The sequence below is a fragment of the Halomonas sp. N3-2A genome (genome assembly GCF_002216165.1).
Classification (GTDB): domain Bacteria; phylum Pseudomonadota; class Gammaproteobacteria; order Pseudomonadales; family Halomonadaceae; genus Vreelandella.
This window is the reverse complement of record NZ_CP022286.1, coordinates 3,479,080-3,492,217: the sequence shown is the minus strand read 5'-3', so window position 1 is coordinate 3,492,217 and position 13,138 is coordinate 3,479,080. Positions and strand designations below refer to the sequence as shown.

Here is a 13,138-nt window from a genome sequence, read left to right as displayed (position 1 = left end):
TTGTGGGGGCGGTGTCGTTTTATAGGCAGTATAGGAAAAGAGAAGAGAACATGGAGAAGGAGCAAGCGCCGCGTTGGTGGGCGGTAGTGGCCGTGATGATCGGCATTTTTTTATTGGTGACAGCTGAGCAACTGCCTATAGGGTTATTGTCCCAGGTGGCGTCGTCAATGGGTGTCACGCCAGGTATGGCGGGCCTTATGGTGACCGTGCCGGGAGTGGTTGCTGCTTTCTCTGCGCCGCTGTTGCCGGTAGCGGTAGGCCGTTTAGATAGACGTGTCATGCTCACGGTGATGATGATTGTGATGGTGATTGGCAGCGCGCTTTCAGCAGTGGCCAGCAACTTTGGCTTACTTCTGGCAGCCCGTGTGTTGGTGGGCATTAGTATCGGCGGGTTTTGGGCCATTGCGGGCAGTATTGCCCCAAGGCTGGTGCCCAGCGATCAGGTTGCCAAGGCCATGACGATTATTTTCGGTGGTGTGGCCGCTGCGTCGGTATTGGGGGTGCCGTTAGGCACGCTGCTTGGGGACCTGAGCAACTGGCGGGTGGCGTTTGGCGCGCTAGGCGGGCTGAGTCTTTTAACCGCCATTGCACTTTGGTGTTGGCTACCGCCACTGCCGCCAAGAGAGCCGGTACGGTTGCGTATGTTAGCGCAGCAGTTTAGCAATCGTGGTGTGCGTGTCGCGGTGTTAACCACTGGCTTTGTCGTTATTGGGCACTTTGCTGCTTATACCTTTATTAGCCCCATTCTGCAGGAGATTAGTGGCGTGGCTCAGCGCCATGTTGGCAGTTTGCTGTTGCTATATGGGGCGGCCGGGATTTTGGGTAATATCGCGGCAGGTATCTTTGCTGGGCGTCACCCTTATCGGGCGGTGCTGGCCATTCCTAGCCTGTTACTGTTAGTTGTGGCTGTTTTCCCGCTGCTGGGTGTTCAGCCTATCAGCGGCGTCCTGCTGCTAATGGTATGGGGGGCTGTTTTTGGCAGCGTGTCAGTGAGTATTCAAACCTGGATTATACGTACGGCACCTAATACCGAGGCAGCCACCGCGCTGATGGCCTTTACCTTTAATATGTCGATTGGTTTAGGGGCCATGTTTGGTGGACGTATCGTCGATGGCACTAGCCTGCCGATTGCTATGTGGGCGGCATCGGGGCTATTCCTGCTGGGGGCGTTTTTGGTATGGCGAACGCCTTCAAGCATTGTGGGTGAGAAGCGTCGCTAGGGCGTTGCAACATAAACCGTAAAAAATGCCCCCGCTCTTAGTAGCGGGGGCATGGCGTTTAAGCGCACTAAACGTAGGGCTTAGGGACGTTCAATCGCCAGTGCAACACCTTGACCGCCGCCGATACACAGGGTGGCTAGGCCTTTCTTAGCATCACGCGCAATCATTTCATGCAGTAGGCTGACCAAGATGCGGCAGCCAGAAGCACCGATCGGGTGGCCTAGTGCAATAGCACCGCCATTCACATTCACTTTGCTGACATCCCAGCCCAACTCTTTGTTGACTGAAAGCGCTTGAGCAGCGAATGCTTCGTTAGCTTCTACTAGGTCCAGGTCGTCCAGGCTCCAGCCCGCTTTTTCGAGGCAGCGGCGGGTGGCTGGGGCTGGGCCAATGCCCATAATTGCCGGGTCAACGCCAGCGTTAGAGTAAGCGGCAATACGTGCCAGTGGCTCTAAGCCAAGTTCTTTGGCTTTTTCTGCTGAGCAAAGCATCACCACGGCAGCGCCATCGTTTAAGGAGGAGGCGTTACCGGCGGTAACGGTGCCGTCTTTCTTGAACGCCGGGCGCATACCACTTAGCTTCTCAGCGGTAACTTCCCGTGGGTTCTCATCCGTATCAAACACCACTGGATCGCCTTTGCGCTGCGGAATTTCCACAGGAACGATCTGGCCTTTGAATTTACCATCTCTGATAGCTTGCGCGGCTTTTTGTTGCGAGGCCGCCGCGAACTCGTCCATCGCTTCGCGAGTGATACTGTATTTATCCGCCAGGTTTTCCGCGGTAATACCCATGTGATAGTTGTTGAATGCATCCCACAGGCCGTCGTGAACCATGGAATCAATCGCTTTCCAGTCGCCCATGCGCTGACCGTTACGCGAGTTAGGCAGGATATGCGGGGACGCAGACATGTTTTCCTGTCCACCTGCCAGAATAACGCTGGCGTCACCGCAACGGATGGCTTGGGTAGCCAAGTGCAGGGCCTTGAGGCCTGAGCCACATACCTTGTTGATCGTCATGGCTGGAACGGCATCAGGCAGACCAGCTTTGATAGCCGCCTGGCGCGCAGGGTTTTGACCTACGCCAGCGGTCAGCACTTGGCCTAGCAACACTTCATCAATTTGCTCTGGGGCAACGCCGGTAGAGGCGAGAATGTCTTTAATAACCAATGCACCTAAATCGCTAGCAGGAATGCCAGCGAGTGATCCACCAAAGCTTCCTACGGCGGTGCGGCGAGCGGCGACAATAACCACGTCTTGCATATGATGACTCCTTGGGTAAGTAACGCAACGTTCCGAATGAGGACAGAGGCTTCAGGGGAAGCGGACTCTCCATTGTTGTTAGCATGTTGTGTCGAACTTATCTATCAGCATAGGGGAAGGTTGTGCATTGCGGCAATACGCTTTTTTAGGCAAATAAAAACGGGCCGTAAAACGGCCCGTTAAATAGCTGCTTACTCAACTGCTTGGCTTACGCTAATTGAACAGGAATCGCATTACTGGTGTGGCTAACGTGATTGCCTTCTTGCAGATAGACAAGCGCTGGCTGATGCTTTTCAAGTTCTGCTTCAGAGTAGTGAGCGTAACTACAAATAATGATCCGGTGTTCCGGTGAGGCTAAATGCGCGGCTGCACCATTGATGGAAATTAGCCGAGAGCCTTCTTCTCCACGAATCGCGTAGGTAGTGAAGCGCTCGCCGTTTTCCACGTTATAGATCTGGATTTGCTCGTTTTCGCGAATACCGGCCATATCCAGCAATTCCCCGTCGATAGCACAGGAACCTTCGTAATTGAGTACCGCGTGGGTAACGCGAGCCATATGCAGCTTGGCTTTCAGCATAATCGTGTGCATAGAAACTCCTAAATAGCGAAACTAGCTTACGCGCTAGTGTCAGTGGCAGCGTCTGGGAGCTGCACGCTGATGTTGTCAATAAGTCGAGCGGGGCCTAGCTTAGCCGCCGCTAGTAGCACGGCACTGCGTGTCGAGCTGCCCACAGGAGCAAGCGTTGCGTCACGTAGCTCAAGGTAATCAGGCGTAAAGCCAGCATCATACAGTGCCGTTTTACCCTGTTGTAGTACCTCTTCGGCGGGGGTGCCGCGCTCTAACGCATCGCGTAGCTCGCATAAGGTGCGATATAGCATGGGGGCTTTTGTGCGCTCAGACGCACTTAAATAACCATTACGAGAGGAGAGCGCTAGGCCGTCATCGGCGCGCACAATCGGTACGCCGATAATCTCGATAGGCATGTGTAGATCACTCACCAGCTTACGAATGACCGCAAGTTGCTGGTAATCTTTTTCACCGAAGCAAGCCACATCCGGCTGCACCAGATTAAATAGCATGCTGACCACGGTAGAAACGCCATCAAAATGCCCAGGGCGCGAGCCTCCGCACAACCCTTCGCCTATGACGGGGACATGCACGAGGGTTTGGGCAGCCAGGCCATTGGGGTAAAGCGCGCTGACGGTGGGGGCGAACAGAATATCGCAGCCAGCATCGGTCAACTGCGCTTGGTCTGCCTCGAACGTGCGTGGGTAGGCGTCCAGGTCTTCCCCGGGACCGAACTGCATGGGGTTCACGAACAGGCTTGAAATGACGACGTCAGCGAGCTGACGAGCATTGGCCACAAGCGCCAAGTGGCCTTGATGCAGGTTGCCCATGGTGGGCACTAAGGCAATGCGTTGGCCACGCTGGCGGTATTCGCGGAGCGTGCTGCGTAATTCGTTGATATCTCGTAAAGTGCGCATAAAGGGGTCGTGGTCGTTCCAGTTGGCGCTTAAAAACAGTGCTCAGCGGCTGGGAAAGTACGGGTTTTAACCGCTTCATGGTAGTGTGAAAATGCACTTTGAATGCTTTCAGCATCCGCCATGAAATTCTTGACGAAGCGCGGTGTGCGGCCATGAGTAACGCCTAGCACGTCGTGCATGACTAGAATTTGGCCATCGGTATCAGGGCCTGCGCCGATACCAATCACTGGGACGTCTAAGGCTTCAGTTACTGCTTTACCCAGGCTTGCTGGCACACACTCCAGCAAAATTACGGAAGCACCTGCCTCAACGAGCACTTTGGCATCATTGATAATTTGTTCGGCCTGGGCAGCTTCGCGGCCTTGCACTTTATAACCACCTAGCTGGTAGACCGTTTGCGGTGTTAACCCGAGGTGGGCGCATACCGGAACGCCGCGGCGGGTCATCTCACGGATACCGTCGGCCATCCATGCTTCGCCTTCGACTTTTACCAGTTCAGCGCCAGCACGCATCAATGCGGCAGAATCTTCTAGCATGCGTTCCGTGGTGGCGTTGCTCATAAACGGCAAGTCCACCATCAACAGGCTATGGCCTTTGCCACGCGCCGTGCAGCGTGTGTGGTAGCAAATATCTTCCATAGTCACAGGAAGCGTACTAGTGTGCCCTTGTAAGACCATGCCTAGGGAATCGCCGACTAGCAGAACATCAACGCCTGCAGCGCTGGCGGCATGGGCAAAAGAGGCATCGTAAGCGGTCAGGCAACTGAACGTTTCGCCGGCGCGCTTATACGCCTGCAGAGTGCTCAGGGTGACGGTTTTCATGGCGTGCTCTCGTAGTTTCTAAGTGGGCCGATGCAACGTGGGCAGCCGACCATTATTAACGTTGCATCCTTGCAAGCGTGAAGTGGCGTAACTGGCAATTGTTACCTGAATGGGGGCTTGGTGTCGAGATTTGTGTCAGACGGTAGCAGTCACGGTAGCATTTGGATTGTCTAACCGTTGTATCCCGCTTTGCTCAAGCTGCTTCAGCCACTCAGCAAGCGGCTGTTGATAAAGCACTATTGGCTCTAATTGAGTAGCAGACACCAGTTCTTCAAGAGGCGCTAATACAAAGGCGCGTTCATGCATATGGGGATGAGGAACCTGAAGTCTGGGGCGCGCGATCGTATCTTGATCGTAAAGCAGCAGATCTAAATCCAGCGTGCGCGGCCCCCAGTGACGTAATCGCCGACGGCGGTGGCGTTGCTCTAGCCCTTGAAGCTGGTCCAGTAGTGCCAGCGGAGAAAGCGTAGTTTCAAGGGCGGCCACGGCGTTAATAAAGTCAGGCTGGTCTTGTGGCCCTATTGGCCGTGTAGCGTATAGGGACGACTGAGCCACCAACTGGCAAAGAGGCAGGGTGTCCAGTTCTCGTAAGGCTTGGCGAACCTGGCTGACAGGGTCATCCAGATTGCTACCTAGGCCAATATAAGCAAGTGACATTGTGCTCTTACTGCTCTGTTTTGCGTGGTTTGCGTCGTTTTTTACGTCGACGGTCCCCCTGGCTTGCCGGATCACTTCCCACTTTTTGCAGCAGTCGAAGTTGCTCGTGCTCATCACCTTGCTGGAAGGCATTCCACCAATCGCCTAAGCCACGCGGTATTTCACCTGCTTGTTCACGCAACAGCAGCAAATCGTAGGCGGCTCGGAAGCGTGGGTGTTCGCGGGTTTGAAATGCCCGTTTGCCACGGCGCAGAGGAAGGCGTGCCTGTAGTTCCCAAATATCGCGCATGGGCATGCCAAAGCGTTTGGGAATCGAAATATGCTGTAACTGACGAGTGACTACCTGCTGGGCAGCAGTTTGCAGCGCTGGAATTGCGGGCATGCCTTCGCGCTCAAGCTCGGCTTGACGGTGTGCCACTGGTGCCCACAAAAAGGCGGCTAGCAGGAAGGCTGGCGTCACTGGCCGTCCTTCCGCAATGCGCTTATCGGTGTTAGTGAGCGCTTGTTCAATCAGATCTTCGGCCCAAGCAGCATCCGCCATGGCTTCTTCCGCTTCGGGGAACAGCATGCCAAACAAGTTGTAATGGCTCAGTAAGCGGAAAGTAATTAAGCCGTGCCCCGACATGAATAGCTTGAGTACTTCATCAAACAAACGGGCGGGAGGAATTTGCAGTAACAGCGGCGCCAGATCGTACATCGGCTCTTCAGTGGCTGGCTCGATGGTGAAATCGAGCTTGGCCGCAAAGCGCACCGCACGCAGCATACGTACAGGGTCTTCCCGATAGCGGGTAACGGGGTCGCCAATCAGTCGCAGCGTACGTGACTCAATATCACGCGCGCCGTTGGCAAAGTCATGAATCGTGAAGTCAGCGATATTGTAGTAAAGCGCATTCACGGTGAAGTCGCGGCGTAGAGCGTCTTCTTCGATGTTGCCCCACACATTGTCTCGCAATAGCAGGCCATCGTCAGACTGCTGGGCGATATGATCGCCGTGCTCGTCCTGAGGCTTGCCGCGGAAAGTGGTAACTTCAATGACTTCGCGGCCAAAGCGCACATGCACAATGCGAAAACGCCGACCAATCAGCCGCGAATTGCGAAACAGATCGCGCACCTGTTCCGGCGTTGCATTGGTGGCAACGTCGAAATCTTTCGGCATTTTGCCCAGCAATGCATCACGAATGCAGCCGCCAACCAGGAAGGCATCAAATCCAGCACCATTAAGGCGATAGAGTACCTTTAACGCGGCCTCGCTGATTTGCTGACGAGAAACAGGGTGCTCGGAGCGCGGAATAATACGGGGACTGAGCGCATCGGCGGCGCTCTCTGGGGAATCGAGCAGGGATTTCAAGTGCTCTCCCGGGCTATGTAATAAACGGGTAAATCCTTTAAACATGCGGCGATATCGACTCGCAGGGTATCGAAAACAGTATTATCGAAAACAGTATCGAGAAACGTAGCGAAAAAATGACCGCAAGGTTAGCGGTAAGTTGCTGAGTGTAGCCGACCCCTTGAGGCTTGCAAAGCACTGGAGCAGGGTTTGTAAAAGACGACTGCTTTAAACGCGGAAAGGGGAGGCTACAAGAGCCTCCCCTATAAAGCAGACAATCAGCGTCCATGCTGTTGTTTTTCTTCATGATGGCACATCGCTCTGAATACGCACCGCAGTCGGTAGGCGTGAGAACCAGTCTGATTCCGACCGCCTCGTATTCAAAACAATAATCCAACCGCGAACTTTTTCTCCCGGCGTGTTGTTATTGGTTCCGGGGTGTACACACATGCTGCTGTTATTTTTGTTTGGAAGCAGATTCTTTGTGTACGTCGCGTCCTTTTTTGGGCACTTGCTGACTGTTGTTATTGTTCGCTGCGCCTATTCTGCTTAGCGCTAGCAAGTCGTGAGACTCAAGCCTGTTGTTCTTGTTAGTACTATGATCTCTGCCTGGCCCTGTTGTTTTTGTTTTGGCTCAGGTTGGGGCGGTGTCATGTTGTTTTTGTTAGCGACGTCCGCGCTGCCCATTTTGTTCTTCTTGCCCAGTAATATTGCACTTGCTGTGCCACTCATTTTTTATTCTTTTATTCTCATGGGCTTGGAATTTATTGGCTATGCCAGGGAACTAATCGCAACGCATAGTGTTACCCGTTTTTAAGGGATTTTTGGGGCGTGTTGTGTGGGAAGGTAACAGTGGCTGATGGGAAGGTTTTGGATATTTCTTATGCAAATCAATCTATTGGACGTTAGTCGTAGAAGGTGAGGTGGTGAATGGCTAATCATAGGTATTGCCGCCACCTAATTGGGGCGGCGTGCGGTTTTTTTACGTGGGATGCCTAGGCGCTGGCGCCGCTCCCATAAATTTTTACGGCTAATTCCCAGTTTTTGGGCTAACTCGGTTTCACTCATTTGATCCTGATGTTCCAGCACAAAATGCTGAAAATAGTCCTCAAGAGAGAGGTCGTCGTCATCGCCACTTGGCGCTGATGATTCATTGGCTAATGCGGAGCTGTTACCTGCAGAAGAGTGAGGTCGATTGGTAACAGGGCCAAGGCCTAGGTCGTCAGGGTGAATCAAATGCCCCTCAGCTAGAATTACGCCCCTCTCCAGTGCATTCTCAAGCTCGCGTACGTTACCAGGCCAAGGGTAGTCGCGTAGGTCCTGTCGGGAAGCCCGTGACAAACGAAGCCCTTGGCGATCATGACGTTTGCAGGCTTTATCTAACAGGATATCGGCTATCTTCAATACGTCTTCTTCACGGTCGCGCAGCGGAGGCAGTTCAATCTGCATAACGTTGAGGCGATAGTAGAGATCTAGTCGGAATTCCCCGCTTTTTGACAGAGCGCGCAAGTCCCTATGGGTGGCGGCGATCAGGCGAACGTCCACATGGCGTGTTTCGACGGAGCCAATTTTGCGGATTTCACCTTCCTGGAGTACGCGTAACAGTCGCGCCTGGGCATCCAATGGTAACTCGCCGATTTCATCTAAAAACAGGGTGCCACCGTCGGCGGCTTCCACTAACCCGGTTCGGGCAGCGCTAGCACCGGTAAACGCTCCTTTCTCATGTCCAAAAAGCTCTGACTCGATCAGCGTCTCAGGTATTGCCGCGCAGTTCACACAAATCAGCGGTGCTTTGGCACGTTTGCTTTGCTGATGAATGGCCCGAGCAACGAGCTCTTTACCTGTGCCGGATTCTCCTTGAATTAGCACGGTAACGTCTGCCGGGGCTGTTTTGCGAATGCGCGTGTAAACCTGCTGCATAGCCGTGCAATTGCCGATCATCGTTTGACGCCCACCTCCTTCATCGGTGATATCCGGAGGTGTGCCTTGCTGCATCGACTGTTTATGCAGAATGCGTTCGACGGTTTCTAAAAGCTCGGTGTGATCAAATGGTTTAGCAACATAGTCCACAGCCCCTTGCTTAAGCGCGTCGACTGCCGAGCGCATGCTGGCATAGCTGGTCATTATCAGTACCGGCGCGGGGGCTGCGGCCTCAATTAGGGCGGTGCCAGGATCGCCTGGCAGTCGCAGGTCGCTAATGACTAGATCAAACTCGCTAGGCGCCAGCTCACGTGCTTCTTCTGCGCTGCCCGCTTCGCTGACGGTATAGCTGTGACGTTCGAGTAAACGCTTTAAAGCGCTGCGAATAATCGCTTCATCTTCAACAATCAGTATCCTGGGCATGAGGTAGGTGATCATCCTGTTGGTAAAGCGGTAGCCAAAGCGTGATGGCAGTGCCGCGAGGCTTTCCTGGAGGTGGTGACGCAACCTCTATTTTGCCTTGGTGCTCATTGATAATTTGGTAGGCCAACGAGAGCCCAAGCCCCGTTCCTTGACCCGCAGGCTTGGTCGTGGTGAACGGCTCGAAAAGGCGATGCTTCACGCTTGGGTCAATGCCGTGGCCATCATCGGTGACTCGCCACCAAGCATGACTTGCCTGTTTGCCTGCTTCAATATGAACCGTGCCCTGAGCGTCGCAAGCGTCTTTGGCATTGCTGAGTAAGTTGACCATGACCTGGGTTAATCGCTGAGCATCGCCACGCACCACGATGTCATCCGGACAGTCATTGGTAAAGCTTACATCCTCCCCCGAGCGCGCTAAATGGATCAAGTGCAGCGCGTCTTCGCTAACGGTAGAGAGCGAGGCGGGGGATGCCGGCAGTGGCAGGGTCTGACGGCCACCGTGGGCAAAACCGACCAGCGAGTTAACAATCTTGGTGACTCGCTGGGTTAACTGTTGAATTTGGTCAGCCGTTTCCAGTAGCGCTGGGTCATCGGTATCGTAGCGCAAGTTTTGGGCCAGTGACGAAATGCCCGTGATAGGGTTGCCTATCTCGTGTGCCACGCCTGCCGCAAGTTGCCCTATGGATGCCAAGCGCGCTGCGTGGACAAGTTCCTCTTCTAGCCACTTCATTTCAGTATGGTCTTCTACCAAAATCACGCTGCCGCCACGGCTGTCGTGTCCGCTTAACACTGCTTTGTGAAGGGTGAGGAAGTAATCCTTGCCATGTAGTGACACGGCTTGTTTATACAACGGCGTATGGCTGGCGTTGAGTACGCTACCGAGTAAATTGGGCCAGGGTGGGGGCAGGCTATCTCGGCGTGAGCCAATCACGCTATCGCCGCTAATCCCGGAGAGTGATGAAAGCGCCTCATTCCACATTAACAGCTCATCATCGTCGCCTAGCACGCACAAGCCTACGGGCAAGTAGGCTAGCGTTTGCCGGTGATGGCGGCGCAAGCCATCCAGTTCCCGAGCCAGCCCAGTGAGCCTAGAGCGGTAAGCTTCAAGGCGGCTTTCAACAAAATGAATATCGTCAGTGACCGGGGCGTCGTCGTGGCGGTAGGGCAAGTAACGGTCAACAATATCTCGCGCAACTGAAGGCCCCATTAAACCGGATAGGTTCGCCTGGATTCGGTCGCGCAGGCGGCGCAGTGCATAGGGGCGGCGCTCCTGAGGTGTCAGGTTTAGCGCTGCCAGTGCGCGGTCAACTTCACGGCTGGCAGCCTCATCGCCCAACGCTTGGGCAAGATAAGCAGGGAAGTCTCCCGCCGTAGCTGCTTCCAGTGGTAGGCGTTTTGAACGAATGACCGCATCTACGGAGCATGCTTCGGCCGCAGAGCGTTCTCCTTCTGAGATGCGGGTAAATAACGACACAATGAGGAGCAGTAAAATGTTAACCGCTAAAGAAACAAGCGTAACGTTATACCAAATGGGCGCATCCGCAGACATCAGAGGGGTGAGGGGCAGCGAGAGCATGGGGAGATCAAGCAAAAGCGGCAACCATAGGCCCCACAGCCAAATGATGATGCCGCTCATTAGCCCGGCGATCATGCCCTTGCGGTTCGCGCCGGGCCAGTACAGCAACGCCAGCATGCCAGGCAGGCACTGTGCCATGCCTACAAATGCAGCGAGCCCCAAGTTTGTCAGTGAATGGTAGCGACCGACGCTTTCCGCAAATAGCCACCCGCCCGCAATCACAGCGACGACTAAACCGCGACGTAGCCAGAGCAGCCAGCCGTATAAATCGCTACGCGCCTCCGGGGGGCGAGCCACTAGCACCACGTGGTTTAGCACCATGCCTGAAAGAGCCAGCGCGATCATCATCATGGTGCCACTGGCGGCGGCTAGGCCACCGATGAAGGCTAGCGCTCCCACCCACCAATGCTCTGACATCAAGAAGGCAGCGTAGGCTGCGACGGGAACCGTCTCGTTTGTCGATTGTGCAGCCCACCAAATCAACGGTACTGGCAGTGCCATCAGTAGCAAAAATAGCGGTAATGTCCAACTGGCTTGGAGCAGGGTGTGGCGAGAAAGGCTTTCTGCAAAGGTAATCTGAAACAGATGCGGCATCATGAAAGCGGCCGCAAAGAACAGCAGTAGCAGCGTGCGCCATTGGGGGGCTTCAAATTGTGGCGTTGCGGCTTGGGCTGCGGCTCCAGGCCCTTCTAACCACTGCTGTAATCCGTGAGGCCCATCAAATACCCACCACAGTGCAATGGCACCTAGCCCAAGCATCGCCAGTAGTTTAATGATCGATTCAAAAGCAATCACGCTGAGTAGCGTATCGTGACGATGTCGGTGGCTGTGGCGTGCGCCAAACAACACCGCACAGCCTGCGATCACACCGCAAAACAGCAGGGTGGCCGCCGCGCTATAGCGGCTGCCGGTGAGCAAGTAGACCGCATCGCTTAAGGTTTGCACCTGAATACCCAGCAGTGGCATCACGGCTAGCAGGCTGATTAACGTTACCAGAGTGCCTGCCCAGCGGGATCGGTAGCGAAACGCAAATAGATCCGCCAGTGAAGAGAGCTGGTAGGTACGAGTAATGCGTTGTATGGGCACCAGCAGTACGGGGGCCAGCAGAAAAGCCCCGGCTGCACCGAGGTAATATGCCAGGTAGCCAAAGCCTGCTTTCGCCGCAAGCTCCACACTGCCATAGATTGCCCACGCGCTGGCGTATACGCCCAGCGCCAGGGTGTACACAATAGGGTGGCGCGTAATGCGCACGGGCACCCAGCCACGCTCAACGGCCATGCCGCAGGCAAACAGTAAGGCAAGATAGCCTAGGCCTAGCAGTACTACTCCTAAAAGCTCAACGCTCATCTAACTTCCTTTTTTGCTCAAGCCATAGCGTTAGCGCGATCAGGCCGCCCCAAATAGCAAATGGGCGATACCAGGCAACGCTTGGATCTCCCCAGCCGTCCATCAGTAACGGCGAAAGCAAATAGCCGCCAAACACCAAGAACAGCAGTATGCGATAAACGTACATATTAAGACTCTGATTGATAGCGGCGGTGGGTGGTAGCGACAAGCTTTTCAACAGACCAATGTGCTATTGCCCAGTTTAGTTGCGTTTCGGGTGGCTCTTGAACCAGCGTGTCAGGTGGAGCCTGATCGAGTAGTTGCAGTGCTTGAAACAGCTGTTGGCGAATGCCGTCGGCGTCTTCGGCTAATGCAGGGGCCAGGTTTTGCTTAGAAAGCTTTTGACCCTCTTGAGTAACCACGAGCGGTAAATGTAGATAGCGGGGAGTTGATAAGCCAAGCGCTTGCTGCAACTGGCCTTGCCAGGGCGTGTTATCCAGCAGGTCATAACCGCGCACAATGTCGGTTATGCCTTGATCAGCATCATCCACTACGACGGCGAGCTGATAGGCCCAAAGCTGATCTTTGCGCTTAAGCACAACATCGCCCAAAACGGCAGGATCGAACTGTTGGCAACCAAAAAGCCGATCCTGCCAAGTAATAGGGCGCTTTGCCAGGTCGCTGCGCAGCCGCCAGGCAACCGGCTTTGTGGCATCACGAACGCTCTCGCGGCACCAGCCGGGATAGATTGAAAACGCTTGCCACTGTTTTCTCGAACAGCTACACGGGTAAGCCAAACCTTGGGTAGCCAGTTGGTCGAGCGCCTGCTGATAAGCCTCATCACGGTGATGCTGCCAGCGGACTTCTTCATCCCAATGAAGCCCAAAGGCGTCAAGCTGACGCAGAATTGTATCAGCAGCGCCTTCAGGGCAGCGGGGCGGGTCGATATCTTCAATGCGCACCAGCCACTGCCCGCCAGCAGCGCGGGCGTCTAAATAGCTGCCTAGGGCGGCGACTAGCGAGCCAAGATGCAGTGGCCCTGACGGTGTAGGAGCGAAACGTCCTCGGTAGTGCGTGGTATGGGTCATGACAGCCCGAATCAATTGTTCAAATAGCGCCAGCGA

11 protein-coding genes are annotated in these 13,138 nt (G+C 54.6%); 1 reads left to right on the top strand and 10 read right to left on the bottom strand.

Annotated features, from left to right (window positions below):
- The first annotated feature begins 50 nt into the window (after nt 1-50).
- Nucleotides 51-1,220, top strand: coding sequence for an MFS transporter (locus tag CEK60_RS16260; protein ID WP_089039913.1), 1,170 nt, complete (start codon nt 51-53; stop codon nt 1,218-1,220).
- 80 nt (nt 1,221-1,300) lie between these two features.
- Here CEK60_RS16260 and CEK60_RS16255 read toward each other — a convergent pair whose 3' ends face one another.
- The 10 genes from CEK60_RS16255 to gluQRS form a co-directional block, all read right to left on the bottom strand.
- A complete protein-coding gene (locus tag CEK60_RS16255; RefSeq protein ID WP_089039912.1) occupies nt 1,301-2,479 on the bottom strand; it encodes an acetyl-CoA C-acetyltransferase in 1,179 nt (392 codons plus the stop codon).
- A 208-nt stretch (nt 2,480-2,687) separates the two neighbouring features.
- The gene (gene panD, locus CEK60_RS16250; protein WP_089039911.1) at nt 2,688-3,068 is read right to left on the bottom strand and encodes an aspartate 1-decarboxylase; all 381 of its coding nucleotides are present in this window, start codon (nt 3,066-3,068) and stop codon (nt 2,688-2,690) included.
- 26 nt (nt 3,069-3,094) lie between these two features.
- On the bottom strand, nt 3,095-3,964 hold the full coding sequence (gene panC / locus CEK60_RS16245) for a pantoate--beta-alanine ligase (RefSeq protein ID WP_089039910.1): 870 nt from the start codon (nt 3,962-3,964) through the stop codon (nt 3,095-3,097).
- A gap of 29 nt (nt 3,965-3,993) precedes the next feature.
- Nucleotides 3,994-4,785, bottom strand: coding sequence for a 3-methyl-2-oxobutanoate hydroxymethyltransferase (panB, locus tag CEK60_RS16240; protein WP_089039909.1), 792 nt, complete (start codon nt 4,783-4,785; stop codon nt 3,994-3,996).
- Between the two features lie 135 nt (nt 4,786-4,920).
- Nucleotides 4,921-5,442 (bottom strand): 2-amino-4-hydroxy-6-hydroxymethyldihydropteridine diphosphokinase, encoded by a 522-nt coding sequence (folK, locus tag CEK60_RS16235; RefSeq protein WP_089039908.1) that lies wholly within the window; start codon nt 5,440-5,442, stop codon nt 4,921-4,923.
- Between the two features lie 7 nt (nt 5,443-5,449).
- The gene (pcnB, locus tag CEK60_RS16230) at nt 5,450-6,835 is read right to left on the bottom strand and encodes a polynucleotide adenylyltransferase PcnB (protein WP_038480742.1); all 1,386 of its coding nucleotides are present in this window, start codon (nt 6,833-6,835) and stop codon (nt 5,450-5,452) included.
- A gap of 891 nt (nt 6,836-7,726) precedes the next feature.
- Nucleotides 7,727-9,112, bottom strand: coding sequence for a sigma-54-dependent transcriptional regulator (locus CEK60_RS16225; protein ID WP_089039907.1), 1,386 nt, complete (start codon nt 9,110-9,112; stop codon nt 7,727-7,729).
- Entirely contained in the window at nt 9,090-12,035 is a 2,946-nt protein-coding gene (locus tag CEK60_RS16220; protein WP_089039906.1) for an ATP-binding protein, read from the bottom strand. The genes CEK60_RS16225 and CEK60_RS16220 overlap by 23 nt, the downstream gene beginning before the upstream one ends.
- Nucleotides 12,025-12,201 carry a hypothetical protein gene (locus CEK60_RS22430; RefSeq protein ID WP_009723722.1) on the bottom strand — a complete coding sequence of 59 codons (177 nt, stop codon included), beginning with the start codon at nt 12,199-12,201 and terminating at the stop codon, nt 12,025-12,027. The genes CEK60_RS16220 and CEK60_RS22430 overlap by 11 nt, the downstream gene beginning before the upstream one ends.
- Nucleotide 12,202: 1 nt before the next feature.
- Entirely contained in the window at nt 12,203-13,102 is a 900-nt protein-coding gene (gene gluQRS / locus CEK60_RS16215) for a tRNA glutamyl-Q(34) synthetase GluQRS (protein ID WP_089039905.1), read from the bottom strand.
- Nucleotides 13,103-13,138 lie beyond the last annotated feature (36 nt).

Coding starts and splice junctions, on each gene's coding strand:
- CEK60_RS16260 (WP_089039913.1), top strand. CDS start 51: ATGGAGAAGGAGCAAGCGCCGCGTTGGTGGGCGGTAGTGGCCGTGATG.
- CEK60_RS16255 (WP_089039912.1), bottom strand. CDS start 2,479: ATGCAAGACGTGGTTATTGTCGCCGCTCGCCGCACCGCCGTAGGAAGC.
- panD (WP_089039911.1), bottom strand. CDS start 3,068: ATGCACACGATTATGCTGAAAGCCAAGCTGCATATGGCTCGCGTTACC.
- panC (WP_089039910.1), bottom strand. CDS start 3,964: ATGCGCACTTTACGAGATATCAACGAATTACGCAGCACGCTCCGCGAA.
- panB (WP_089039909.1), bottom strand. CDS start 4,785: ATGAAAACCGTCACCCTGAGCACTCTGCAGGCGTATAAGCGCGCCGGC.
- folK (WP_089039908.1), bottom strand. CDS start 5,442: ATGTCACTTGCTTATATTGGCCTAGGTAGCAATCTGGATGACCCTGTC.
- pcnB (WP_038480742.1), bottom strand. CDS start 6,835: ATGTTTAAAGGATTTACCCGTTTATTACATAGCCCGGGAGAGCACTTG.
- CEK60_RS16225 (WP_089039907.1), bottom strand. CDS start 9,112: ATGCCCAGGATACTGATTGTTGAAGATGAAGCGATTATTCGCAGCGCT.
- CEK60_RS16220 (WP_089039906.1), bottom strand. CDS start 12,035: ATGAGCGTTGAGCTTTTAGGAGTAGTACTGCTAGGCCTAGGCTATCTT.
- CEK60_RS22430 (WP_009723722.1), bottom strand. CDS start 12,201: ATGTACGTTTATCGCATACTGCTGTTCTTGGTGTTTGGCGGCTATTTG.
- gluQRS (WP_089039905.1), bottom strand. CDS start 13,102: ATGACCCATACCACGCACTACCGAGGACGTTTCGCTCCTACACCGTCA.